Source organism: Streptomyces sp. NPDC007264 (genome assembly GCF_042869095.1).
Taxonomy (GTDB): domain Bacteria; phylum Actinomycetota; class Actinomycetes; order Streptomycetales; family Streptomycetaceae; genus Streptomyces.
In genome coordinates this window covers 61,287-86,174 of sequence record NZ_JBIAFD010000001.1, presented here as the reverse complement: position 1 = coordinate 86,174, position 24,888 = coordinate 61,287, and the positions used below count along the sequence as shown (strand labels likewise).

17 protein-coding genes and 1 riboswitch are annotated in these 24,888 nt (G+C 71.1%); of the genes, 9 read left to right on the top strand and 8 right to left on the bottom strand.

What is annotated here, in order from left to right; translation table 11 throughout:
• Window positions 1-16: 16 nt before the first annotated feature.
• From ACFYMU_RS00405 to ACFYMU_RS00395, 3 genes are all read left to right on the top strand, one after another.
• On the top strand, window positions 17-229 hold the full coding sequence (locus tag ACFYMU_RS00405; RefSeq protein WP_388366155.1) for a DUF5326 family protein: 213 nt from the start codon (window positions 17-19) through the stop codon (window positions 227-229).
• 355 nt (window positions 230-584) lie between these two features.
• Window positions 585-1,310 carry an IclR family transcriptional regulator gene (locus tag ACFYMU_RS00400; protein ID WP_388366934.1) on the top strand — a complete coding sequence of 242 codons (726 nt, stop codon included), beginning with the start codon at window positions 585-587 and terminating at the stop codon, window positions 1,308-1,310.
• A 99-nt stretch (window positions 1,311-1,409) separates the two neighbouring features.
• Window positions 1,410-1,847 (top strand): SsgA family sporulation/cell division regulator, encoded by a 438-nt coding sequence (locus tag ACFYMU_RS00395; protein ID WP_388366153.1) that lies wholly within the window; start codon window positions 1,410-1,412, stop codon window positions 1,845-1,847.
• 97 nt (window positions 1,848-1,944) lie between these two features.
• On the opposite strand, the gene ACFYMU_RS00390 is transcribed toward ACFYMU_RS00395, so the two are convergent.
• A complete protein-coding gene (locus ACFYMU_RS00390) occupies window positions 1,945-3,315 on the bottom strand; it encodes a YibE/F family protein (protein WP_388366151.1) in 1,371 nt (456 codons plus the stop codon).
• Between the two features lie 72 nt (window positions 3,316-3,387).
• Window positions 3,388-3,543: riboswitch (TPP riboswitch) on the top strand.
• On the opposite strand from ACFYMU_RS00390, the gene thiC reads away from it, so the two are divergent.
• Window positions 3,536-5,338 carry a phosphomethylpyrimidine synthase ThiC gene (gene thiC, locus ACFYMU_RS00385; RefSeq protein WP_388366150.1) on the top strand — a complete coding sequence of 601 codons (1,803 nt, stop codon included), beginning with the start codon at window positions 3,536-3,538 and terminating at the stop codon, window positions 5,336-5,338. Its footprint overlaps the riboswitch before it by 8 nt.
• Window positions 5,339-5,619: 281 nt before the next feature.
• On the top strand, window positions 5,620-7,836 hold the full coding sequence (locus ACFYMU_RS00380) for a PAS domain-containing protein (protein WP_388366148.1): 2,217 nt from the start codon (window positions 5,620-5,622) through the stop codon (window positions 7,834-7,836).
• A 371-nt stretch (window positions 7,837-8,207) separates the two neighbouring features.
• Here ACFYMU_RS00380 and ACFYMU_RS00375 read toward each other — a convergent pair whose 3' ends face one another.
• The 3 genes from ACFYMU_RS00375 to ACFYMU_RS00365 all read right to left on the bottom strand — a co-directional run bounded on the left by ACFYMU_RS00375 (window position 8,208) and on the right by ACFYMU_RS00365 (window position 11,746).
• Entirely contained in the window at window positions 8,208-9,074 is an 867-nt protein-coding gene (locus ACFYMU_RS00375; RefSeq protein ID WP_388366146.1) for a hypothetical protein, read from the bottom strand.
• Window positions 9,075-9,291: 217 nt separating this feature from the next.
• Window positions 9,292-10,383: a metallophosphoesterase gene (locus ACFYMU_RS00370; RefSeq protein ID WP_388366144.1), complete on the bottom strand. Its 1,092-nt coding sequence runs from the start codon at window positions 10,381-10,383 to the stop codon at window positions 9,292-9,294.
• A 247-nt stretch (window positions 10,384-10,630) separates the two neighbouring features.
• A complete protein-coding gene (locus ACFYMU_RS00365) occupies window positions 10,631-11,746 on the bottom strand; it encodes a LacI family DNA-binding transcriptional regulator (protein WP_388366142.1) in 1,116 nt (371 codons plus the stop codon).
• A gap of 443 nt (window positions 11,747-12,189) precedes the next feature.
• On the opposite strand from ACFYMU_RS00365, the gene hisC reads away from it, so the two are divergent.
• From hisC to cydD, 4 genes are all read left to right on the top strand, one after another.
• Complete coding sequence (gene hisC, locus ACFYMU_RS00360; protein WP_388366140.1) at window positions 12,190-13,269, top strand: histidinol-phosphate transaminase; 1,080 nt, start codon at window positions 12,190-12,192, stop codon at window positions 13,267-13,269.
• A gap of 304 nt (window positions 13,270-13,573) precedes the next feature.
• Window positions 13,574-15,082, top strand: coding sequence for a cytochrome ubiquinol oxidase subunit I (locus ACFYMU_RS00355; protein ID WP_388366138.1), 1,509 nt, complete (start codon window positions 13,574-13,576; stop codon window positions 15,080-15,082).
• A 20-nt stretch (window positions 15,083-15,102) separates the two neighbouring features.
• Entirely contained in the window at window positions 15,103-16,110 is a 1,008-nt protein-coding gene (gene cydB / locus ACFYMU_RS00350) for a cytochrome d ubiquinol oxidase subunit II (RefSeq protein WP_388366137.1), read from the top strand.
• Window positions 16,111-16,207: 97 nt separating this feature from the next.
• Entirely contained in the window at window positions 16,208-19,762 is a 3,555-nt protein-coding gene (cydD, locus tag ACFYMU_RS00345; protein WP_388366135.1) for a thiol reductant ABC exporter subunit CydD, read from the top strand.
• 501 nt (window positions 19,763-20,263) lie between these two features.
• Here the strand turns inward: cydD and ACFYMU_RS00340 are convergent.
• The 4 genes from ACFYMU_RS00340 to ACFYMU_RS00325 all read right to left on the bottom strand — a co-directional run bounded on the left by ACFYMU_RS00340 (window position 20,264) and on the right by ACFYMU_RS00325 (window position 24,777).
• Entirely contained in the window at window positions 20,264-21,151 is an 888-nt protein-coding gene (locus tag ACFYMU_RS00340) for an HAD family hydrolase (RefSeq protein WP_388366134.1), read from the bottom strand.
• 77 nt (window positions 21,152-21,228) lie between these two features.
• Complete coding sequence (locus tag ACFYMU_RS00335; protein ID WP_388366132.1) at window positions 21,229-22,131, bottom strand: LLM class flavin-dependent oxidoreductase; 903 nt, start codon at window positions 22,129-22,131, stop codon at window positions 21,229-21,231.
• 79 nt (window positions 22,132-22,210) lie between these two features.
• A complete protein-coding gene (locus ACFYMU_RS00330) occupies window positions 22,211-22,771 on the bottom strand; it encodes an RNA 2'-phosphotransferase (RefSeq protein WP_388366129.1) in 561 nt (186 codons plus the stop codon).
• Window positions 22,772-23,022: 251 nt separating this feature from the next.
• Window positions 23,023-24,777 carry an SDR family oxidoreductase gene (locus tag ACFYMU_RS00325; RefSeq protein WP_388366127.1) on the bottom strand — a complete coding sequence of 585 codons (1,755 nt, stop codon included), beginning with the start codon at window positions 24,775-24,777 and terminating at the stop codon, window positions 23,023-23,025.
• Between the last annotated feature and the right edge of the window lie 111 nt (window positions 24,778-24,888).

Here is a 24,888-nt window from a genome sequence, read left to right as displayed (position 1 = left end):
AGACAAGGACGAGGCGATGCGAGAGATCTTCGCGGGTTTGCCGTGGTGGGTGAAGTGGGTCGCGGTGCCGGTCATCGCCCTGGTCGTCTTCGGCGGCGTGATAGCGAGCGTCATCGGCTTCGTCATCGGGCTGCTCTTCAAGGTGCTGCTCTTCGTCGCGCTGGTCGGCGGTCTGATCTACATCGTGCGGAAGTTCATGTCGAGCTCGACCTCACGCGGGGACTGGTGAGCCGCCCCGGGTCCCCGGCCCGCCGGGTCGCCGGGCGTGCGGTAACGGGCGTGCGGTAACAGGAATCTGAGGTTCCCTCGGGCGGGGGAAGTTTTGCCGGTGACGCGGTCTGCGGGCGGCGGCCGACCGTTAAAGTCCGGAGCTCGACGCGCGGCAGGCCCCGCGCGCGGCGCATCCCCTCCCGCGTCCCCGCACGGGAGGTCCCCCTCGCGCTCCGGGAGTGACCTTGTCCACGGTTGGCACCGCACCCGTGAACTCACCAGCCCCGCCCACCCCGCCCGCACAGCGGCGCACCTCACCGGCGGAGGCGCACCGCCCGCCCGTGCAACCGCACTCCACCACCCTCATCGGATCCGTGCAGCGGGCGATGCGGCTGTTGGAGGCCGTCGCCGCCCGCGAGTACGGGGCCCCCGCCAAGCAGCTGGCGCGCGAGGTCGGCCTGCCCCTCCCCACGGCGTACCACCTGCTGCGGACCCTGACCCACGAGGGCTATCTGCGCCGGGAGAAGGGCGTGTTCTTCCTGGGTGAGGCCGCCGAGCGGCTGAGCGGCGCCGCGGCTCAGCAGAAACGTCGCAGCACGGTGGGTGAAGCGCTCGCACAATGGCGTGATTCCATCGGCGTCCCCGTGTACTACGCCGTCTACCGCGAGGGCGAGGTCGAGGTCCTCGGCGTCGCCGACTCCCCTGCCTGTCCGGCGGTCGCGGAGTGGGCCGACTTCCGCCGGACCGCGCACGCCCACGCGATCGGCCAGTGCCTGCTCTCCCAACTCGGCGCCGAGGCCCGCCGGGACCACCTCGACCGTCACCCCGTGCAGCAGATCACCCCGTACACCGTGCGCGACGAGCAGACGCTGCTGCGGCGACTGGAGGGCCTGGGGCGGATGGACCCCGTCGTCGAGCGCCAGGAGTACGCGCTCGGGACGGTCTGTGCCGCGATTCCCCTCACCGCGGGGGCGACGGCCGCCGCGGTGGCCATCTCCCTTCCGTCCCACCAGGCGGACCGGTTGCTGCCCGCGGCACGCCGGTTGCAGGCGGAGGCCGGCAGGCTGCTGGGGACACGCGCCCTCTCTATCAGCATCTGAAAACTCACTCCTTGTGATCTACCGTGTACTTTCAGCAAACTTGCATCAGGTGGCCGGTGATCATTCCTGGCCAGTCGAGGGCTACTGACGGGGTAGGCGATGCGCGAGTCGGTGCAGGCAGAGGTCATGATGAGCTTTCTCGTGTCGGAGGAGCTCTCGTTCCGCATTCCGGTGGAGCTGCATTACGACACGTGTGATCCCTATGCCGTGCGGCTGACGTTCCATCTGCCCGGTGACGCCCCCGTGACGTGGGCCTTCGGGCGTGAGCTGCTGGTGGACGGGGTGGGCCGGCCGTGCGGGGAGGGGGATGTGCACATCGCTCCCGCCGAGCAGGACACCTTCGGCGATGTGCTGATCCGGCTCCAGGTGGGCGCGGACCAGGCGCTGTTCCGTTCCGGGGCGGTTCCCCTCGTGGCGTTCCTCGACCGCACGGACAAGCTGGTGCCCCTCGGGCAGGAGGGTTCCCTCGAGGACTTCGACGCTCATCTGGAGGAGGCGCTGGACCGGATCCTGGCGGAGGAACAGAGCGCGGGCTGACGCCGCATGCGGCGCCGTAACGGTTCCTCGCAGCGGTACGGCAGATCCCCAGCGGGGTGCCGTAACGCTTCTGCACGGCGCTCCCGCGCGAGTCGACTCAGTGCCTGCGGCGGCGACCTCTTCCCCCACGAGCGGGCGCCGCAGTCCGGGCGGCCGGGGCGGCGGCGGTCGAGCGGTCCGCCGAGACCACGAGGGCGGCCAGCGCCGTGGTCACCGGCACCGAGGCGACCAGACCGATCGAGCCGACGAGCGTCCGTACGATCTCCTCGGCGACCAGCTCGCTGTCGGCGACCGTGACGACGCTGCTCTGCGCGATCGAGAAGAGCAGCAGCAGGGGCAGGGCGGCCCCCGCGTAGGCCAGGACGAGCGTGTTGACGACCGAGGCGATGTGGTCGCGGCCGATGCGGATTCCCGCGCGGTACAAGCCGCGCCAGCCCATCGACGGATTGGCCTCGTGCAGCTCCCAGACCGCGGAGGTCTGCGTCACCGTCACGTCGTCGAGGACACCGAGGGAGCCGATGATGACGCCGGCGAGCAGCAGACCGCTCATGTCGATGGACGGGTACAGGCCGTGGATCAGACCGGTGTTGTCGTCCGTGTTGCCGGTCAGCGCCGCCCAGCCGATGAACCACGAGCCCAACACACCGATCAGCGACAGCGAGACGAGCGTGCCGAGCACCGCCACCGAGGTGCGGGCCGACAGGCCATGACACATGTAGAGGGCGATCAGCATGATGGCGCTCGACCCGACCACGGCCACGACCAGTGGATTCGAGCCCTGCAGGATCGCCGGCAGGATGAACAGGCTCAGCACCAGGAAGCTGACGGCCAGCGCGACGAGCGCCATCACGCCGCGCATCCGGCCCACGATCACCACGGCGACGGCGAAGATGCCGGCGAGCAGCGCCATGGGGAAGGAGCGGTTCACGTCGGTCACCGAGTACTGGAGGTCCTTGGGCGCGGAAGGCTCGTACGCGACCACGACCTTCTCGCCCTGGTGCAACTGCCGTGACTGGTCCGGCTGGACGATCTCCGTGAATGTGCGGCCCTTGTCCTTGCCGGTGTCGACGCGCACCGTCGCCTTGTGACAGGCGCCGGCCGACTCCTGGAGGGCGGAGGACCCCTCAGCGGTGGAGGTGTCACCGGTCGGCGTGTCCCCCGAGGCGTTCACGGACTTGCAGTCCACCGCCACCAGCTTGGCGACCGTGGCCTGCTGGGACTGCCGGTCGAAGCCGACGCCGGTGCGCTTGTGCGCGGGGACGCCGTCGGGCCACAGCACCGCCAGACCGACCACGACCGCCACCGTGAACGGGATCAGGATCGCGGCGATGACGCGGCGCAGGTGCCGCGACACGGGGGCCGCGGGGCCATGGCCGTGGCTGTGCGCATGGCCGTGGCCGTCGCCGGCGCCATGGCCGTGGGGCGGCTCGGAGGGCAGGGGCGGAGGCGGGTGCTGTGTCGTGGTCACGGACCGAATCATCGCAAGAGTGCGCGAGGCCCACTGTTCAGCTTGCCCGAAGAGACGCTAGCGTGAGAGGACCTTTGCACACGCGGGAGCTCGGAGCACCGGGCTGAGAGGGCGCTGACCTCCGCAGACGCGATGTTTCACGTGGAACATGGCGAGCGGACACCGCTGCGTCGACCGCTGAACCTGTTACCGGGTAATGCCGGCGTAGGGAGTAGGTCTCATGACCATCAAGGACGCACGCACGCCTGCCTCCGTTCAGGACGACTCGTCCCAGGAGGCCGGGAAGTCCATCGGCTGGCACAAGGGATATGTCGAGGGTTCGCGCCCCGACCTCCGAGTGCCGGTTCGCCAGGTGCATCTCACCAACGGGCGGTCGGTCACCCTGTACGACACCTCGGGCCCGTACACCGATCCACTCGTCGAGACCGACGTCCGCAGGGGCCTGGCGCCGTTGCGGGAGAACTGGATCGTCGCCCGCGGCGACACCGAGGAGTACACGGGCCGTCCCGTCCGCCCCGAGGACGACGGAATCAGGCACACCGCGCCCCGCGGTGGGCTGCGCAACCTCGACGCGGTGTTCCCGGGCCGGCCGCGCCAGCCGCGCCGCGGCCGTGACGTGCAGGCGGTGACACAACTCGCGTACGCACGCCGAGGGGAGATCACCCCCGAGATGGAGTTCGTGGCGCTCCGGGAGAACGTCTCCCCAGATGTCGTCCGCGAGGAGCTCGCGGCAGGCCGTGCGGTGCTCCCCGCCAACGTCAACCACCCGGAGAGCGAGCCGATGATCATCGGCAAGCGGTTCCTGGTGAAGGTCAACGCCAACATCGGCAACTCGGCGGTGACGTCCTCCATCGAGGAGGAGGTCGAGAAGATGACCTGGGCGACCCGCTGGGGTGCCGACACGGTCATGGACCTGTCCACCGGCCGCAACATCCACACCACCCGCGAGTGGGTGCTGCGCAACTCCCCCGTGCCGATCGGCACGGTGCCGCTCTACCAGGCCCTCGAGAAGGTCGACGGGAAGGCCGAGGAGCTGAGCTGGGAGATCTACAAGGACACGGTCATCGAGCAGGCAGAGCAGGGCGTGGACTACATGACGGTCCACGCGGGCGTCCGCCTGGCGTACGTGCCGCTGACCGCGAACCGGAAGACCGGCATCGTGTCGCGGGGCGGCTCGATCATGGCGGCGTGGTGCCTCGCGCACCACAAGGAGTCCTTCCTGTACGAGAACTTCGAGGAACTGTGCGAGATCCTCGCGGCCTACGACGTCACGTACTCGCTGGGCGACGGCCTGCGGCCGGGCTCGATCGCGGACGCCAACGACGAGGCGCAGTTCGCGGAACTGCGGACTCTCGGGGAACTCAACCGCATCGCCCGGCGTTTCCACGTGCAGACCATGATCGAGGGCCCGGGGCACGTCCCGATGCACAAGATCAAGGAGAACATCGACCTTCAGCAGGAGATCTGCGAGGGTGCTCCGTTCTATACGCTCGGCCCGCTGACGACGGACGTCGCACCGGCGTACGACCACATCACCTCCGGCATCGGTGCCGCGATGATCGCCTGGTGGGGCACGGCCATGCTCTGCTACGTCACGCCCAAGGAGCACCTGGGCCTGCCCAACCGAGACGACGTCAAGACCGGCGTCATCACCTACAAGATCGCGGCCCACGCCGCCGACCTCGCCAAGGGGCATCCCGGGGCGCAGGAGTGGGACGACGCGCTGTCCGACGCGCGCTTCGAGTTCCGCTGGGAGGACCAGTTCAACCTGGCGCTCGACCCGGACACGGCCCGGGACTTCCACGACGAGACGCTCCCGGCGGAGCCGGCCAAGACAGCCCACTTCTGCTCGATGTGCGGACCGAAGTTCTGCTCGATGAAGATCAGCCACAGCATCACGGAGCGGTTCGGGGGTGAGCGGGCCGAGGACGCCACAGCCGACGACATCGCCGAGGGGATGCTGCAGAAGTCCAAGGAGTTCGCGGCGAGCGGGAACCGGCTGTACCTGCCCCTGGCCGAGTGACCACGGCCGGCGCCGGGACGCCCGGGAGCACGGGGACCGGCTGACGGCTGACGGGGGACGGCTGACGGGGGACGGAGCAAGGACGAAACGGGGGACGGGTGACGGGGGACGGGGTTCCGGGCGTGAGAGCCCCGGACCCCGAACCCCGGAGCCCCGAGCGACGGATCCCTCCCGGGCATCGTCGCTTTCGCCGAGCGTGCTCCGCTGATCGGCGTAGCTCTTGGGCGAGTGAGCCTGCCGTCCTCCTGGGCAGGGCAAAGATGCGCGGGAGGTGCTGCGCGATGGCTGGCGGTGACGTGCTCATGCTTGTCGACGAGAGCGGGCGGGTGCTCGAGTGGCGGCGTCCGGCCGAGGAACGGTACGGCTGGTCCGCGGAGGAGGCCGTGGGCCGTCCCGTGGCGGCGCTCATGCACGAGGTCGCGGCCGGTGACGCATGGCGCAGGGAAAGGTTCTCGGACCTCTCCCCCGTGCTGGTCAAGCCCGTACTGCAGGATGCCTCGGTGGGGTGGGAGGTGTTCGCCGCGGCGGACACCGCGACGGGTCAGGACGTGGCGATCCTGAGGGCGATGTTCACGCAGTCCCCGGTGGGCCTGCACGTCCTCGACGACCAACTGCGCGTGGTCCGCATGAACACCGCGACGCGCGCCCTGCACGACAGACCGGTCGGCCACCTGATCGGCAGGCATTTCACCGACGTGTACGGCCTGGAGAACGCCGAGGAGGAGGCGCGGGCACGCGAGGTCCTGGAGACCGGGGAGGCGGTGGTGAACCGGCTCGTCCGGGGCGTCCACGGCCAGGGCCGGCCCAGACGGCGCGCCTACTCCGTGTCCTTGATCCGCCTGGAGAACGCCCGCGGAGACGTACTGGGGCTGGTGGCGTCGGCGGTCGACGTCACGGAGCGGGAGAGCGCACGGCGGCGCCTGGCGGTTCTGGACGTGGTCCGCACCCAGGTGGGACAGCGGCTGGACGTCATCGCCGTCTGCGAGGAACTCGTCGATGCGGTCGTCCCGGCCTTCTCCGGGATCGCCGTGGTCGAGGTGATCGAGGACGTGGTCCGCGGAGAGGAACCGCCGCCGGCCCCCGTGCACCGGGACGTCCTGCTGCGCCGCGCGGCGTTCCGGGGCCGCATGTCGGCCCACCCCGTCGGTGACGTGCGCCGGCTGCCCCACGGCACCCCGTTCTCACGGGTGCTGTCCGACCTCAGGCCGCGTCTGGTCTCCGTGGAGGAGGACAGCCTGTGGCTGGCTGCGGACCCGGCGCGGGCCGAGGCCATCCGGCGCTCCGGCGCCCACTCCCTGATCGCGGTCCCCCTGTCCCTGCGCGGTGCAGCGCTGGGCGTGGTGAGCTTCTACCGCCATGAGTCGGAGGACCCCTTCGGCGACGAGGAGGTCGCGCTGGCGTCCGACGTGTGCGCGCACGCGGCGCTGTGCATCGACAACGCCCGCAGGTACACCCGCGAGCGGACGATCGCCGCGACGGTCCAGCGCCGGCTCCTGCCCCAGCGGGCCGGAGTCCGGACCACCGTGGACGTCTCCCCGCTCCACCTTCCGGGCCTCGAGGGCGGAGGAGCCTGGTTCGACGTGATCGCGCTGCCCGGCGCGCGGACCGCGCTGATCGTGGGCGACGTCGCCGGACGAGGCATGGCGGCGGCCACCACGATGGGCCAGCTGCGGACGGTCATCCACTCACTCGCCGCCCTGGACCTGCAGCCGGACGAACTGCTGGCCCGCCTGAACGACACCGCCGTCCTGCTCGCCGCCGAGCGTGCCGCGCTTCCCCCCGGGGACCCCCTGCACCGCGAACCCCTCAGCGCCGACTGCCTGATCGCCGTCTACGACCCGGTCGAACTGACGTGTACGATCGCCCGCGCCGGGCTCGCGGAACCCGTCGCCGTCTTCCCGGACGGGAGCTCGGCCACCCTGTCCGTTCCGTCGGGCCCGCTGCGCCCCCTTCTGGATCGCGGCCGCGGTCAGTCCGTCGCGGAGCTGTGCGACACCATCGTGTACGCCATGAGGGACCGTGACCCGGCGCACGAGACGGTCATGCTGCTCACCCGCACGAAGGCGCTGCCTGAGGACCGGGTCCTGACCGTCCCGCTGCCCATGGACCCCGAGGCCGCCCCGATCGCCCGCGCGGAGGTGCGGCGCCGGCTGGAGAGCTGGGGCACGGATGAGGAGACCGCGTTCACCACCGAGCTCATCGTCAGCGAACTGGTCGGCAACGCGGTCCGCTACGGGGCGCCTCCCCTGCGGCTGCGGCTGATCTGTGACCGCATGCTGACCTGCGAAGTCAGCGACGCGGCGACCAGCGCTCCCCGTGTGCAGCACGCGCGGACCGTCGACGAGACGGGACGAGGGCTCTTCATCATCGCGACCCTCGCCACACAGTGGGGCACGCGTTATCACCCGCAGGGAAAGACGATCTGGGCGGAACTGCCGGCGGAGGCGTCGCCGCAGGGCGTCCTCCCCGTCATGTCGCCCGGCGCCGTGCCGAGGTGAGTGCGAGGGAGCGGCCGGCAGGTCCCGCCCCGGGCGCCCCTGCCCGGCGGTTGCCGTAGGGGTGCGCGTACGGTGCCCGTGCCTGTACCCGTGCGGTGCTCGCGCCCGTATCCCATGCGCGGTACCGGTGCCCGTACCGGCACACCGTCACGAGCGTCCGTACCCGCGCACGCCGCAGGCACCAGTGCCGTCCCCCGTCGGACGGCCTGGTGTGCGACGACCTCGCGTCGGACGACCCCGGCGCCCGGCGCACCTGCCGTGTGACGCACCACCGACGACCCGCATCCGAGGCCCGTCGCCCGAGCCCCGTCGCCCGGGCCCCGTCGCCCGAGCCCCGTCATCCGGCCCCGTCGCCCGGCGGCCGCTGCCCGTCACTCCGGCTGGTGTTCCGGCCCCCCGAAGTCCGGGCTGGTGAAGTCCGGGCTGGAGAAGCTGGGTCGCGGTCCCGCGGCGGGGCCGCTGTCGGGGCTGCTGAAGCCCGGGCGGTCGTAGCCGAGGTGCGGGATACGGCTGGGTGTCGGTTCCGGTGTCTTCCGGCTCAGCGCGGCCGCGCCCGGATCGGCGAGCGCGTCGCGCAGGAACGGCAGGATGCCGTGCTCCAGCAGGGCCTCGCGCCACGCTTCCCTGGCCCGGGCCACCTCCGCCGTCAGCTCGCCCCTGGAACTCTCCTCGTGTGCGGAGGAACCGTTGCGCAGTGCGGTGAGCAGGAGGCCGATCGCGGCGACCAGTATCGCCGCCGCGGTCACCGCGCCGAAGACCCACCCGGTGGTCAGGAGGGTCCGGGCGAACGCCTGGTGCGGGTTGACCATCCTGAGGACGTAGCCCACGAGCAGGAAGATCGCCGCGGCGGCACCGGCGAGGAAGGGGGCGAGCACCGCGACGACGGCACCGGCCCCGGCGCTCGCGGCGGCCTCTCCCACGGCGGTGGCGAGCCCCAGCCCGTCCGGGTCCGGCCCCGTGGCGGCGGGCGTTCCTTCGTGGACGGGCGGGGCGGACGGCGCCGGCCGGCGCAGTTCCTCGCGCACCTTCACGTAGTGGTGGTACTCGGTGGCCGCCGCCGCGGTGATGAGGGCGGTGGCGTTCAGCGCCATGGTGCGCAGCTGTTCGGGGTTGAGCCGCTGTCCCACGGCGGTCAGGTCCGGGCGGTGTGGTGCGGAGCGCAGCGCCTCATCGAGGATCCGCTCGTATTCCTGGCGGTCCTCGCTCATCAGGTGCTGCGGAACGCTGTTCATGTGCATCCCCCGATGCTCCGTAGGGCTTGGGGCTCGGCATGCTGACGAGCCGTCGGGCAGAAACGGAGGGGAGCCTGCTACGGATAAGCCGATGGTAGAGCGGTGACGGCGCACGGTGACAGGGGGTTTCCAGAAATTGGCCCCGGTCCTGCGCCGTCCCTCGCCGGTTCCTCGCCGGTCCTTCACCGGTCCTTCGCCGGGGGGACTGCTGTCCGGCGAACGCTCAGACGCCGAGGGGAAGTTGCTGGACCAGCAGTTTTCCGGCCATGGTGACGCCGCCGTCCATCGCGATCGCCAGCCCGTCCGCGTACACGTGCGGTCCCTCGACCACCGGACCCGCGCCGTCCTCGCCGTCCTCGGAGCCGACCTCGCCCAGGAGGTACGGAATGGGACTGTGCCCGTGGACGACACGCCGGCCGCCGTAGGTGTCCAGGAGGGACCGTACGGCGTTGGCCCCGCCCTCGTCGCGGAAGGCGAACCGCTTCGTGAACTTCCGGAAGAGGTCCCACACCTCGTCCGCGTCGTTGCGCGTGAGTGTCTCCCGGACGGTGTCGTTGACCGCCTCGATGGAGTCGCCGTAGTCGAGGTAGGCGGTGGTGTCCGAGTGGACCAGCAGATGCCCGTCGACCTCCTCGACGGCGTCCAGGCGGGCCATCCACTGCAGGTGGTGGTCCTGGAGGCGGTCCATGTCGGTCTTCTGGCCGCCGTTGAGCAGCCACGCCGCCTGGAAGGTGGCGGTGCCCGCGCCGGAGTTGACGGGCGTGTCGCCGAACCGCTTCGCGCCGAGCAGCAGCAGCTCGTGGTTGCCCATGAGCGCCTTGCAGTAGCCGCCGGCCGCGGCCGCCTCCGCCGACAGCCGCATCACCAGGTCGATGACGCCGATGCCGTCGGGCCCGCGGTCGGTGAAGTCGCCCAGGAACCACAGCCGCGCCGTGCCCGCCGACCAGTGGCCCGCGGTGTCGATGAGCCCCTTCTCCTGGAGCGCCGCCACCAGCTGCTCGAGGTAGCCGTGGACGTCCCCGACGACGAACAGCGGGCCGGGACCGTCGGCGGGCTGCGGGGCGGGCGCCGCCGCGGGGTCGACGGCCACCTGGAGCGTGTCACCGCGGTTGATGACCGGCAGGTCCCGCTCCGTGGGGGTATAGGCGTCGGGGAACTCCTGGGGATACGTCTCCGCCGCGCCCGGGCCGGGGGCCTCGCTCGGGGGGACGCTCTGCGCATAGGGGCCGGTCTCATGGACGTAAGCGGGCACCCGGAAGTCGCGCAACGTAGCCGTCCGCTCCACCTCGGGTCCCTGACCGGCCCCCTGAGTCATCGACCCCTCCACCATCGCGCCGCATCTGCACCGCATCGGACTGCCTGGTCGCAGCGGCCCGCGGTGTCGTGCGCCCATCATAGGAATGCGGATCGCGCCATGTGATGACCCAGGGGTGGTGAATCGAGGGAGACCCCAGATCACCGAGGCTTTCGCCCTAATTGGGCGGGGCTCGTGCCGCCGGGACGCAAGGCCTTCCGCGGTCGGCCGCGGGCAACCGGTTCGTCACCCACGGACCGTCGGCGGGCTACCTCCCGTCGGGCGACCGGGGAGGGCTGACCGTGGTACGGGGCGGGCGCCGCCGCTCGGACGATGTACGCACGATCAGTTCCGTCGGTATCACCTGCTCGACCGGCTGGTCCGACTCCACTCCCTCGATGGCGTCGATGAGGAGCTGGACCACCGCGGTGCCGATCCGGCGCGGCTTCAGGGAGAGGGTCGTGACCGGCGGCTCGGTGTTGGCGTACACGGTGGACTCGCTGCAGCAGACGAGCAGCAGATCGTCGGGGACCCGCAGTCCGTAGCGGCGGGCGGCGGCCAGCAGGTCGGTGCCGTTGGGGTCGAAGAGTCCGTAGACGGCGTCGGGGCGGTCGGGGCGGGCCAGCAGCCGGTCGGCGGCGACGGCTCCCGCGCAGGGGTCGTGGGCCGGGTACGCCTCGTAGACGGGGTCCTGCCCGACGCGCTCGCACCAGTTCAGGTAGGCGGTCGTGGACAGGTGCGTGTAGGTGTCGGTCGTGGTGCCGGTCAGCAGTCCGATCCGACGGGCGCCCGCCTCGGCCAGGTGGTCGAGGATGCCCAGGACCGCGGCCTCGTGGTCGTTGTCTACCCACGCGGTGACCGGGAGGGAGCCGGCCGGACGGCCGTCCGAGACGACCGGTAATCCCTGCCGGACCAGCTCGCTGACCACGGGGTCCTGGTCGGACGGATCGATGACGACCGTGCCGTCCAGGGCGACGTTCGACCACACGTCGTGGCGCGAGGTCGCCGGGAGGATGACCAGGGCGTAGCCCCGGGCGAGCGCGGCCGAGGTGGCGGCTCTCGCCATCTCCGCGAAGTACGCGAACTCGGTGAAGGTGAAAGGTTCATCCCCGTATGTGGTCACGGTCAGGCCGATCAGCCCCGACTTGCCCGTACGGAGGGTGCGGGCGGCGGCCGAGGGCCGGTAGCCCAGCCGTTCGGCGACCTCACGGACATGGCGTCGGGTGGCGTCCGGCAGCCGCCCCTTGCCGTTGAGGGCGTCGGAGACGGTCGTGATGGAGACCCCGGCGGCGGCCGCCACGTCTCTGATGCCCGCCCGGCCCGGCCGGCTGCCTCGGCGGGAGGTTTCCGCGCGGCTCACCTGGTGCTTCCCTGCTGCTGTCATGGCGAGCCGATAGTAGGGCTCATGCGGTGGGGTAGTGCGGACGCATATGCACCCATTGAGAGGCACGTTTCTGCATGGTCAATGATCCCCAAATGCCTTGCATTGCAAGGGACTTGGGCCATGCGACAACAGTACGTGACTTGTCGACCCGCAGAAGCCTGCCAAGGTCGCCATATTGCGAAGAGGTCTCAACTCACCTTCACGAGGGATGCGCGCCACGGCGCGAGCCACCGGCGCGCGTGGTGACGGGCGACGCGCCCCTCGATTCATGCGCCTTCGTACGGTGATGTGCCGGGCTTCGTTCCATGATCGTCCCGGTTCCTTCCGTGATGTCCACGAAGGTTGTCCACAGCCCATTCGCAGCGACGCCGAATCCTCATAAAGTGAGAAGCATTGGAAGCCGGTGGCCGTCATGAGCCGGTGGTTGCGCGAGGAGGACTGCGGTGAGCGAGACGAGCCCGAGGCTGCGTGCCGAGCTGGAGGGTATCCCCACCTACAAGCCCGGCAAGCCTGCCGCGGCCGGCGGCCCGGTGGCCTACAAACTGTCCTCGAACGAGAATCCCTACCCGCCGCTGCCGGGCGTGATGGAGAGCGTGACCGCGGCGGCCGCGTCCTTCAACCGCTATCCCGACATGGCGTGCTCGGGCCTGATGCGCGAGCTGTCGGAGCGCTTCGGGGTGCCCCAGTCCCACCTCGCGACGGGCACCGGTTCGGTCGGGGTCGCCCAGCAGCTGCTGCAGGCCACGAGCGGCCCCGGCGACGAGGTGATCTACGCCTGGCGGTCCTTCGAGGCGTACCCGATCATCACGCAGATCAGCGGCGCGACGTCGGTGCAGGTGCCGCTGACCCCCGAAGACGTGCACGACCTGGACGCGATGGCGGACGCGATCACCGACCGGACCAGGCTGATCTTCGTCTGCAACCCCAACAACCCGACCGGCACCGTGGTGCGCCGGGCCGAGCTGGAGCGCTTCCTCGACCGGGTGCCGGGGGATGTGCTGGTGGTGCTCGACGAGGCGTACCGGGAGTTCAACCGCGACATCGAGGTACCGGACGGCGCGGAGCTGTACCGCGAGCGGCCGAACGTCTGCGTGCTGCGCACCTTCTCCAAGGCGTACGGCCTCGCCGGGCTGCGCGTCGGCTTTGCGATCGCCCACGAGCCGGTGGCCGCGGCCCTGCGCAAGACGGCGGTTCCGTTCGGCGTGAGCCAGTTGGCGCAGGAGGCGGCGGTCGCCTCCCTGCGCGCGGAGGACGAGCTGATCGGCCGAGTCGGCTCGCTGGTGTGCGAGCGCGCACGCGTGCTGGACGCGTTGCGCGCCCAGGGCTGGCACGTGCCCGACAGCCAGGCGAACTTCGTCTGGCTGCGGCTGGGGGAGCGCACGGTGGACTTCGCCGCCGCCTGCGAGCAGGCCGGTGTGGTGGTGCGGCCCTTCCCGGGCGAAGGGGTGCGCGTGACGATCGGTGAGACCGAGGCCAACGACATCTTCGTGAAGGTGGCGGAGGCGTTCCACAGGGAGCTCTAGCCTCCGTCGGTTCATACGGAGACCATCGCGCATCGCGGTGGTGAGCGTGTGCGGGTCGCCATGGGGGCGGCCCGCACCGTCGTCATGCCCTCGCGGGGCGGTACATGCCCTTGGTCCACGAGCCGGTGCCTGTTGGCCCGGGGTTTGGGGACCCCCCGCCCTTTCAGCGACTTAACTCATGAGTAATAATGCTTGTGAATGTGAACGCGTTCACAAGCGGGCAGTGTTGCTCCCGTGACAGGTGCAACAAGAAGGGCAGGCTGCCCCGCGTGACTTCGGCGACGTAAGGAAAGGAGGGGGCGACGTGGACCTGGCTTTGGCGCCGGAGACGTTGGCTCGGTGGCAGTTCGGCATCACCACCGTCTACCACTTTCTGTTCGTCCCGCTGACGATCTCGCTTGCCGCACTGACGGCAGGCCTCCAGACCGCCTGGGTGCGAACGGAGAAGGACACATACCTCAGGGCGACGAAGTTCTGGGGCAAGCTCTTCCTGATCAACATGGCGATGGGTGTCGTCACCGGCATCGTCCAGGAGTTCCAGTTCGGCATGAACTGGTCCGACTACTCGCGCTTCGTCGGCGACATCTTCGGTGCGCCGCTGGCGTTCGAAGCGCTCATCGCGTTCTTCTTCGAATCCACCTTCATCGGGCTGTGGATCTTCGGCTGGGACAAGTTGCCCAAGAAGCTCCACCTGGCCTGCATATGGATGGTCGCCATCGGCACGGTCCTGTCGGCGTACTTCATCCTCGCCGCCAACTCCTGGATGCAGCACCCCGTCGGCTACCGCTTCAACGAGGCGAAGGGGCGCGCGGAGCTCACCGACTTCTGGCACGTGCTGACCCAGAACACCGTGCTCACCCAGGTCTTCCACACCCTGTCGGCGGCCTTCCTCACGGGCGGCGCGTTCATGGTCGGCATCGCCGCCTACCTCCTGCTGCGCAAGAAGCACGTGGCGGTGATGAAGACCTCGCTGCGGCTGGGCCTCGTGACCGTCGTCGTCGCCGGCCTGCTCACCGCCGTCAGCGGCGACTTCCTCGGCAAGGTCATGTTCAAGCAGCAGCCGATGAAGATGGCCGCCGCCGAGGCACTCTGGGACGGCCAGGACTCCGCGCCGTTCTCGATCTTCGCCTACGGAGACGTCAGCGAGGGCCACAACAGCGTCGAGTTGTCCGTGCCCGGCCTCCTGTCGTTCCTCGCCAACGACGACATGAGCTCCTACGTCCCCGGCATCAACGACACCAACCAGGCCGAGCAGCAGAAGTACGGCACCGGCGACTACCGCCCCATCATCCCCGTCACCTTCTGGTCCTTCCGCTGGATGATCGGCTTCGGCATGGCGTCCTTCGCCATCGGCCTGGTCGGACTCTGGCTCACCCGCAAGAAGTTCATGTTGCCGCAGTACCTGCGGGTCGGTGAGGACGAGGTGCCGCACCTGGTCCTCTTCAGGAAGAAGGCACTGGGTCCGACGCTCACCGTGTGGTACTGGCGCATCGCGATCCTGACCCTGGCTTTCCCGCTCATCGCCAACTCCTGGGGCTGGATCTTCACCGAGATGGGCCGTCAGCCGTGGGTCGTCTACGGGGTGCTGCGCACCAGTGCCGCGGTCTCGCCCGGCGTCTCCCAGGGCGAGGTCATCACCTCGATGACCGTGTTCACGCTGCTCTACGCGATCCTGGCCGTCATCGAGGTCAAGCTGCTCGTGAAGTACGTCAAGGCCGGACCGCCCGAGCTGACCGAGGCGGACCTCAACCCGCCCACCACGATCGGCGGCGACTCCCAGGACGCCGACAAGCCGATGGCCTTCTCCTACTAGGCCGAGGGAGCGCTGACATCATGCATCTTCACGACGTCTGGTTCGTCCTGATCGCGGTCCTCTGGATCGGGTACTTCTTCCTGGAGGGCTTCGACTTCGGGGTCGGCATCCTCACCAAGCTGCTGGCCCGGAGCCGCCCCGAGAAGCGCGTGCTGATCAACACGATCGGCCCCGTCTGGGACGGCAACGAGGTGTGGCTGCTCACCGCGGGCGGTGCGACCTTCGCCGCGTTCCCCGAGTGGTACGCGACCCTCTTCTCCGGTTTCTATCTGCCGCTGCTGATCATCCTGATCAGCCTGATCGTGCGCGGCGTCGCCTTCGAGTACCGGGCCAAGCGGTCCGAGGAGTACTGGCAGCGCAACTGGGAGACGGCGCTCTTCTGGACCTCGCTGGTCCCGGCGTTCCTGTGGGGCGTGGCCTTCGGCAACATCGTGCGGGGTGTCAAGATCGACCGGCACCTGGAGTACGTGGGCACGTTCTGGGACCTGCTGAACCCGTTCGCGCTGCTCGGCGGCCTGGTGACGCTCAGCCTGTTCACCTTCCACGGGGCGGTGTTCACGGCGCTGAAGACGGTCGGGGACATCCGGGAGCGGGCACGGAAACTGGCCCTGAAGGTGGGGCTGGCGACCGCGGTGCTGGCGCTGCTCTTCCTCACCTGGGCCCAGATCGACCAGGGTGACGGGCGGAGCCTCGTCGCCATGATCGTGGCGGTGGTCGCGCTGGTCGCGGCGCTGGCGGCGAACCAGGCGGGGCGCGAAGGCTGGTCGTTCGCGCTCTCCGGCGTCACCATCGTGGCGGCGGTCGCGATGCTCTTCCTGACGCTCTTCCCGAACGTCATGCCGTCCACGCTCAATGCCGACTGGAGCCTGACGGTGACCAACGCCTCCTCGAGTCCCTACACCCTGAAGATCATGACGTGGTGCGCCGGGATCGCGACGCCGATCGTCTTGCTCTACCAGGGCTGGACGTACTGGGTGTTCCGTAAGCGCATCGGTACGCAGCACATCGCCGCGGAAGCGGCGCACTGATTTCGGCCGGTGGGTGTGTTTCACGTGAAACACACCCACCTGGGATCGAAGGGCATGTTTCACGTGAAACCTGCCCCAGGGGAAGAGGGTGTCTCAGGTGAAACCGATCGATCCGCGGCTGCTCCGTCACGCCCGCGCCACCCGTTCCTTCCTCGCGGCGGTCATCGGCCTGGGTGGCGTCGGGGCTGTTCTGGTCATCGCCCAGGCGATGCTGATCGCCGAGGTGGTGGTCGGCGCCTTCCAGCATCACCACTCGGTCGCCGGCCTGCGCACTCCCCTGGTGCTGCTGGTGGTCGTGGCGGCCGGTCGAGCGCTGGTCTCATGGCTCACCGAACTCGCCGCCCACCGGGCGAGCGCGGCGGTGAAGTCCGAGCTGCGGAGGCGGCTGCTGGAGCGGGCGGCGGCTCTTGGACCCGGGTGGCTGAGCGGCCAGCGGACCGGATCGCTGGTCGCGCTGGCCACGCGGGGAGTCGACGCCCTCGACGACTACTTCTCCCGCTATCTGCCCCAGCTGGGCCTGGCGGTCGTCGTGCCGCTGGCCGTGCTGGCGCGGATCGTCACCGAGGACTGGGTGTCCGCAGCCGTCATCGTCGGCACGCTGCCACTGATCCCGCTCTTCATGATGCTCATCGGCTGGGCGACGCAGTCCCGGATGGACCGTCAGTGGCGGCTGCTGTCCCGGCTGTCCGGACATTTCCTCGATGTCGTCGCCGGGCTTCCCACGCTCAAGGTGTTCGGCCGGGCCAAGGCGCAGGCCGAGTCGATCAAGCGGATCACCGGCGAGTACCGCCGGGCCACCATGCGGACGCTGCGGATCGCCTTCCTGTCGTCGTTCGCGCTGGAACTGCTGGCCACGATCTCGGTCGCGCTGGTCGCGGTGACCATCGGGATGCGGCTCGTCCACGGGGACATGGACCTGTACACCGGACTGGTCATCCTCGTCCTGGCGCCGGAGGCGTATCTGCCGTTGCGGCAGGTGGGCGCGCAGTACCACGCGGCGGCGGAAGGGCTCTCCGCGGCCGAGGAGATCTTCGCGGTGCTGGAGACGCCGGTGCCGGCCTCCGGCACACAACGCGTTCCCGAAGGGGAGATCACCTTCGAGGGAGTGACGGTCCGGTACCCCGGGCGGTCGTCCGACGCGGTGTCCCAGGTGTCCCTGGCGGTGGAACCGGGCGAGACGGTCGCCCTCGTCGGACCCAGCGGCGCGGGCAAGTCCACCCTGCTGAACGTTCTGCTCGGCTTCGTGCGGCCCACCGAGGGGCGGGTGCGGGTCGGGGGAGTCGATCTCGGCTCGGCCGATCTGCAGGAGTGGCGCTCGCGGATCGCCTGGGTGCCGCAGCGCCCGCATCTGTACGCGGGCACCATCGCGGAGAACGTACGGCTGGCCCGGCCGGACGCGGAGGACACGGCGGTGCGGCGCGCGCTGGCCGATGCGGGTGCGCTGGAGTTCGTGGACGCGCTGCCCGACGGGGACGGCACCGTGCTCGGCGAGGACGGGGCGGGGCTCTCCGCCGGTCAGAGGCAACGGCTTGCCCTGGCGCGGGCATTCCTCGCCGACCGGCCGGTACTGCTGCTCGACGAGCCCACGGCGTCCCTGGACGGGGCGACCGAGGCGGAGGTCGTGGCGGCGGTGCGCCGGCTGGCCGTCGGCCGGACGGTGCTGCTGGTGGTGCACCGGCCCGCGCTGCTGGGGGTGGCGGACCGGATCGTGCGGCTGGACGTGCGGGAGCACGCCACGGCGAGCGTTCTCCCACCGGCCGCGGCGGTGGCCGCGTCCCGGCCCGGCACGCGGGACGCGGTGCCCGCCCCCGAGGACGTGCCCGCCTTCGACGCCCCGCCGTCCACCTCGCGCGCGGAGCGGCGGGGAGATGTGCTCGCCCGGGTCCGTGCCATGGCCGGCCCCCGCCGTGGGCGGCTCGCGCTCGCGCTGCTGCTCGGCAGTCTCGCGCTCGGCAGCGCCGTCGGGCTGATGGCCACCTCCGGGTGGCTGATCTCACGGGCGTCCCAGCAGCCTCCCGTGCTGTATCTGATGGTCGCGGTGACGGCCACGCGGGCGTTCGGGATCGGGCGGGCCGTGTTCCGGTACGCGGAGCGGCTCGTGTCGCACGACGCCGTGCTGCGGATGCTCGCCGACACCCGGGTCGCCGTCTACCGCCGTCTGGAGCGGCTGGCCCCGGCCGGGCTGCGCTCGGCCCGGCGCGGAGACCTGCTGTCACGGCTGGTCGCCGACGTGGACGCCTTGCAGGACTACTGGCTGCGCTGGCTGCTGCCCGCCGGTGCGGCACTCGCCGTGTCGGTGGCGGCCGCGGGCTTCACCGCCTGGCTGCTGCCGGAGGCCGGCGTCGTGCTCGCCGTCGGGCTGCTGGCGGCCGGAGCCGGCGTACCCCTGGTGTCCGGGGCTGTGGCACGCCGCGCGGAGCGGAGGCTGGCGCCGGCCCGGGGCGTGCTGGCCACCCGGGTGACCGATCTGCTCACCGGCACGGCCGAGTTGACGGTAGCCGGTGCGCTGCCCGCGCGGACCGCCGAGGCGCGCCGGGCCGACGGCGCGCTCACCCGCATCGCCGCCCGCGCCGCCGCCGCCACCGCACTCGGCGACGGGCTCACCGCGCTGGTGTCCGGGCTGACCGTGACGGCCGCCGCCCTGGTGGGCGCGCAGGCCGTCGCCGAAGGGCGGCTCGGCGGCGTGGCCATGGCCGTCGTGGTGCTCACCCCGCTGGCCGCGTTCGAGGCGGTGCTGGGACTGCCGCTCGCCGTGCAGCACCGGCAGCGGGTTCGCCGGAGCGCCGAGCGGGTCTACGAGGTGCTGGACGCTCCCGAGCCCGTGCGGGAGCCGGAACGGCCGCGGCCGGCGCCCGCGTCGCCGTTCCCGCTCGTCGTGGAGGGGCTCGCCGCCCGCCACCCAGGGCAGCACGGGGACGCCTTCACCGGCCTCGGTCTCACTCTCGACGAGGGGCGCAGGATCGCCGTCGTCGGTCCCTCCGGGTCCGGAAAGACGACCCTCGCCCAGGTGCTGCTGCGGTTCCTCGACGCGGGTGCGGGCACGTACACGCTGGGCGGCACGGACGCGTACGCCCTCGACGGCGACGACGTGCGGCGTCTGGTCGGGCTGTGCGCCCAGGACGCACATCTCTTCGACAGTTCGGTGCGCGAGAACCTGCTGCTCGCGCGGAAGGACGCGAGCGAGGAGGACCTGCGCGACGCGCTCGCGCGGGCGCGGCTGCTCGACTGGGCCGACGGGCTGCCCGCCGGTCTCGACACGCTGGTCGGCGAGCACGGCACCCTGCTGTCCGGCGGCCAGCGCCAGCGACTCGCGCTGGCCCGGGCCCTGCTCGCCGACTTCCCGGTCCTCGTCCTCGACGAGCCCGCGGAACACCTCGACCTGCCGACGGCGGACGCGCTCACCGCGGATCTGCTCGCGGCCACGGAGGGCCGGACGACGCTCCTGATCACCCATCGGCTGGCGGGCCTGGAGGCGGTCGACGAAGTGATCGTGCTGGTGGACGGACGGGTGGTCCAGCGGGGCGCGTATGCGGAACTGGTGGCCGTGGAGGGGCCGTTGCGGGAGATGGTGGAGCGGGAGGCCCGCGGGGACCTCCTGGGCGAACGCACGCGCCCCATCGGCCCGGCCCGGCCGGTCTTCGCCGGCGACTAGGGCGTGTTGCGAAAGTGGCGTCGTCCGCCCGAAGGGCGGGGCCCGCGGCGTCTGGTGCGGTGCATCGCAAGGCGGAGGGTCGTCCGCGTACTGGGCGTACGCGGGCGATCCCGACAACGCGGCGAGGCGCCGTGCCAGGCGTCGCGGGGCAGACGGGACTTTCGCAACACGCCCTAGTGCCCCGGCAGGCCGCGTTCGCCCGTCAAGGGCGTCGCGACGGGGCGCACGTTGCCTGTTGGGCACTGGCCGGGCGACCTGGAGACGCGGCCCGCGACCGCGACGGGGCCTCACGCCCCGTGAACGCGCCCCGTCAACGCGCCCCTGAACACGCTCCATGAACGCGGCCCGCGGACTCGGCCGGGCGCCTCGATCTGCGGAGTCGGCCGGGCGCCGCGGCCTGCGGAGTCGGCCGGGCGCCTCGATCTGCGGACGCGACCGGGCGCCGCGACCGGGCGCCGTGATCGCGCGGTGCGACCGGGTGGTCCGACCAGGTAACGCCGCCTACAGCCGTTGCGCGAGGATCCGCTCGATCACCAGAGCCACTCCGTCGTCGTTGTTGGCGACCGTCACCGCGGACGCCGCGGCGATCGCGTCCGGGTGCGCGTTGCCCATCGCGTACGACCGGCCCGCCCAGGTGAGCATCTCCACATCGTTCGGCATGTCGCCGAAGGCGATGACCTCCTCGTGGGAGATGCCGCGCTCGGCGCAGCAGAGCGCGAGCGTGCTCGCCTTGGAGACACCCGGGCCGCTGATCTCCAGCAGCGCGCTGGGGCTGGAGCGGGTGATGCTGGCGCGGTCGCCCACGGCGACCCGGGCCAGGGTGAGGAACGCGTCCGGCTCCAGCTGCGGATGGTAGGCGAGGATCTTGAGGACCGGCTCGTGGGCGCCGGGCGCGTCCGCCGCCAGCAGTTCCTCGGCGGGCGCGAGCAGGTCCGGGATTTCCATGTGCAGCTTCGGGTACGACGGTTCCTGGTAGAAGCCGTAGGTCTGCTCGACGGCGTACACCGTCCCGGGTGCGGCGTCCCGCAGCAGTTGCACGGCGTCGACGGCGTTGTCCCGGGCCAGTTCGCGGACGTTGACGAAGCGGTGGGCGCCGGGGCCGCCGTGCAGGTCGACCACGGCCGCGCCGTTGCCGCAGATCGCGAGCCCGTGGCCGTGCACGTGCTCGCTGACGACGTCCATCCAGCGGGCCGGGCGGCCCGTGACGAAGAACACCTCGATGCCGGCGTCCTCGGCCGCGGCCAGGGCGGCGACCGTCCTCTCGGAGACCGACTTGTCGTCACGCAGGAGGGTGCCGTCGAGGTCGGTCGCGATCAGCCGCGGCGGAAGGGTGGAGGTCGGGGTCTCGGGCTGTCGGGTCGCTGAGGTCACCGGCCCATTCTCGCGCATATGCCCGCACGGGCGTGCGACGCTCTGCACAAGTGAGTGGTGACGCTGCTCACCAGAACCGTCACGGTCCGTCATGATCAAGCCAGTTGGGCGGTGGCTTCCATGGCGATCCGCTCGAAGACCTTCTGGTCGGCGGCGAAGTCGGAGTCGGGAATCGGCCAGTGGAGCACGATGTCGGTGAAGCCCAGCTCCGCATGGCGGCCCGCGAAGTCGACGAACGCGTCGAGGGATTCCAGCGGTCGGCCGCGGTCCGGGGTGAAGCCGGTCAGCAGGATCTTGTCGAGGCCGGTCATGTCGCGGCCGAGGGCGGCGCACGTGTCGGCCAGCTTCTCGGTCTGCCCGCGCAGGGCCCGTACCGACTGCTCGGGAGTGCCGTTCTCGTACAGCTTCGGATCGCCGGTCGTCACCCATGCCTGCCCGTGGCGCGCGGCGAGGCGCATACCGCGCGGCCCGGTCGCGGCCACCGCGAACGGCAGCCTGGGACGCTGGACGCAGCCCGGGATGTTGCGTGCCTCGTGCGCGGAGTAGTGGTCGCCCGTGAACGAGACGGAGTCCTCGGTGAGCAGCCGGTCGAGCAGCGGGACGAACTCGCCGAAGCGGTCGGCGCGCTCGCGCGGGCTCCACGGTTCCCGGCCGAGCACGGTGGCGTCGAAGCCGGTGCCGCCCGCGCCTATGCCCAGGGTGACGCGGCCGCCGGAGATGTCGTCGAGCGAGATCAGTTCCTTGGCGAGGGTGACCGGGTGCCGGAAGTTCGGCGAGGTCACCAGGGTGCCGAGGCGAAGCCGGTCGGTGACGCCGGCCGCGGCCGTCAGCGTCGGTACGGCACCGAACCACGGGCCGTCGCGGAAGCTCCGCCAGGACAGGTGGTCGTAGGTGTACGCAGTGTGGAAGCCGAGCTCTTCCGCGCGCTGCCAGGCCGCGCGGCCGCCCTCGCTCCAGCGGCGGTACGGCAGGATCACGGTGCTCAGACGCAGATGCATGCTCCGAGCGTAAGCGCAGGCGGAGGCCGGTCATCTCCGGCGCCGGCCGGCGCGGGCGCGGGGGATCACGGGTGGGAGGTCAGCGCGGGCCCGGAAGGCGCAGGTACTGCGGCGGCACGGCCCTGGTGAGCCATACCCCGTTCGCGCTGACGTGGAAGACGTGGCCGTCGCGGTGCATGGCACCGGCGTCCACGGTGAGGACCACCGGGCGGCCCCGGCGGGCGCCCACGCGGGTGGCGGTCTCGCGGTCCGGGGAGAGGTGCACGTCGTGGCGGTTCATCGGCCTGAGGCCCTCGGCGCGGATCGCGTCCAGGGACCGCGCCACGGTGCCGTGGTAGAGATGTGAGGGCGGGGTCGCCGGGGGCAGCCCCAGGTCGACGTCGATGCTGTGGCCCTGGCTGGCGCGGATACGGGTGCCCTCGATCGCGAACCGCTTCTTGTCGTTCGCGGCGACCACGTGGTCCAGTTCGCCGCGCGTGATGCGGAAGCCGTGCTCGGCCGCCGCGGCGAGCAGCGTGTCGATCTCGACCCAGCCGCCCTCGTCGAGCGTGAGCCCGATCCGGTCCGGCTGATGCCGCAGGTGTTTCGAGAGGTATTTCGACACCTTCACGGTGCGTCTCTCGTCGTGCCTTTCCGTCATCCCTCCAGCGTGCAGGAGAGACGTGGATCACGCACATGATTTTGCTCCGGATGTTTGATCCACAAGCAAGTGCGGTTATCCACAGGCCAGTTGAGCATTCTGTGGACAACTCGCCTTGTGCTGGGGGAGCTTTGGCCGACTGCGCCCGTGAGAACCGGTCGCGTTCACGATCGGGTGAAGGGCGGGCGAGGCCGGGCCCGGCCCGAGCGGCCTTTCGGGTGCGGCGGTCCGGCGCTCCGCAACGGGCTTGCTCACAAGCGCGGTTCCCACCGCGCGATCGCGCGCGCCACCCGCGGAGCGAAACGGGACATCATTCGCATACCGCGCGCCTCCGGGGTCACCGGCACGACGGCCTGGTCGCGCACGACGGCCCGCAGGATCGCATCGGCGACCTTCTCCGGCGGATACCCGCGCAGGCCGTACCACCGGGCCGCCCGCCGCTGCCGCCGCCTCTCCTCTTCTGCGTCGACGCCCGTGAAACGGGCGGTCGATGTGATGTTCGTGCGGACGAACCCGGGGCAGATCGCCGACACCCCGATGCCCTGCCCGGCCAACTCCGCGCGCAGGCACTCGCTGAGCATGAGGACCGCGGCCTTGGAGGTGCTGTAGGCGGGCAGCGCCTTCGAGGGCTGGTACGCGGCCGCCGACGCCGTGTTGACGATGTGGCCGCCCTGTCCGCGCTCGGCCATCTGCTTCCCGAAGAGCCGGCAGCCGTGGAGGACGCCCCACAGGTTGACGTCGAGGACCCTCCGCCAGTCCTCGGTGGTGGTGTCGAAGAAGGAGCCGGACAGGCCGATTCCGGCGTTGTTGACCAGCACGTCCACCACCCCGTACGCGGCGGCGACCTTCTTGGCGAGCCTCTCCATGGCCTGTTCGTCGGAGACGTCGACCGTCTCGGCCCACGCCTCGGGGGCTCCGATCAGCCGGGCCCGCTCGGCCGTGCGGGCCGCGCCGTGCCCGTCCCGGTCGACGGCCACCACGCGCGCGCCGGCCTCGGCGAAGGCGTACGCCGTGGCCCGCCCGATGCCGCTGGCCGCACCCGTCACCAGGACGAGCTGCCCGCCGAAGCGGTCGGCGTACCGCCCGGACGCCGCCGGCGTGGGCCGGCCGCCCTCCACGCCGGTCACGAACTCGGTGATCCAGGCGGCCAGCTGATCGGGGCGGGTGCGGGGGACCCAGTGCTTGGCCGGCAGGGTGCGGCGGGTCAGCCGGGGGACCCACCGCTCCAGTCCGTCGGAGAGCCGCTCCGACAGGAACGCGTCCCCCAGGGGCGTGATGAGCTGCACGGGCGCGTGGGCGTAGGCGTCGGTGCGCGGGCGGCGCAGCCGGGAGCGCACGTTGTCGCGGTACAGCCAGGCGCCGTGGGCCGCGTCCCGGGGCAGCGAGCGGGTCGGATAGTCGCCGCCGGGCACCTTCTCGAGGCGCCGCAGGATCCCGGGCCAGCGTCTGCCGAGCGGCCCGCGCCAGGCCAGTTCCGGCAGGACGGGGGTGTGCAGCAGGTACACGTACCAGGACTTGGCGCCCTGGCCCAGCAACTGGCCCACCCGGCGCGGGGTCGGCCGGTGCACCCGCTGTGCGATCCAGTGCCCGAAGTGGTCCAGGGACGGTCCCGACAGCGACGTGAAGGACGCGATCCGGCCCTCGGTGCGCCGGACGGTGACGAACTCCCAGGACTGCACCGATCCCCAGTCGTGCCCGACGAGGTGCACCGGCCGGCCGGGGCTGACCGCGTCCACCACGGCGAGGAAGTCGTCCGTCAGCTTCTCCAGCGTGAATCCGCCGCGCAGCGGCTTCGGCGCCGTCGACCGGCCGTGGCCGCGCACGTCGTACAGCACGACGTGGAAGCGGTCGCCGAGCCGGTGCGCCACCTCCGACCAGACCTCCTTGCTGTCCGGGTAGCCGTGGACCAGGACGACCGTCGGCTGCGCCGGGTCCCCCAGCTCGGCGACGCACAGCTCGATCCCGCCCGTCCGTACCCGGCGCTCGCGCGCCCCCACGAGAGTCACCCGTCCTCCGTCCAGCGCCACCGACTGCGCTACGTGCCCGTAACGTGACACGGGCGAATGTGACAGTTGTTAGAGAATTCGTCAATAGGTGCTGGGTGGGCTGTGGACAAC

Coding starts and splice junctions, on each gene's coding strand:
- ACFYMU_RS00405 (WP_388366155.1), top strand. CDS start 17: ATGCGAGAGATCTTCGCGGGTTTGCCGTGGTGGGTGAAGTGGGTCGCG.
- ACFYMU_RS00395 (WP_388366153.1), top strand. CDS start 1,410: ATGCGCGAGTCGGTGCAGGCAGAGGTCATGATGAGCTTTCTCGTGTCG.
- thiC (WP_388366150.1), top strand. CDS start 3,536: ATGACCATCAAGGACGCACGCACGCCTGCCTCCGTTCAGGACGACTCG.
- ACFYMU_RS00380 (WP_388366148.1), top strand. CDS start 5,620: ATGGCTGGCGGTGACGTGCTCATGCTTGTCGACGAGAGCGGGCGGGTG.
- ACFYMU_RS00375 (WP_388366146.1), bottom strand. CDS start 9,074: ATGCACATGAACAGCGTTCCGCAGCACCTGATGAGCGAGGACCGCCAG.
- ACFYMU_RS00370 (WP_388366144.1), bottom strand. CDS start 10,383: ATGACTCAGGGGGCCGGTCAGGGACCCGAGGTGGAGCGGACGGCTACG.
- ACFYMU_RS00365 (WP_388366142.1), bottom strand. CDS start 11,746: ATGACAGCAGCAGGGAAGCACCAGGTGAGCCGCGCGGAAACCTCCCGC.
- cydB (WP_388366137.1), top strand. CDS start 15,103: ATGCATCTTCACGACGTCTGGTTCGTCCTGATCGCGGTCCTCTGGATC.
- ACFYMU_RS00340 (WP_388366134.1), bottom strand. CDS start 21,151: ATGCGCGAGAATGGGCCGGTGACCTCAGCGACCCGACAGCCCGAGACC.
- ACFYMU_RS00335 (WP_388366132.1), bottom strand. CDS start 22,131: ATGCATCTGCGTCTGAGCACCGTGATCCTGCCGTACCGCCGCTGGAGC.
- ACFYMU_RS00330 (WP_388366129.1), bottom strand. CDS start 22,771: ATGACGGAAAGGCACGACGAGAGACGCACCGTGAAGGTGTCGAAATAC.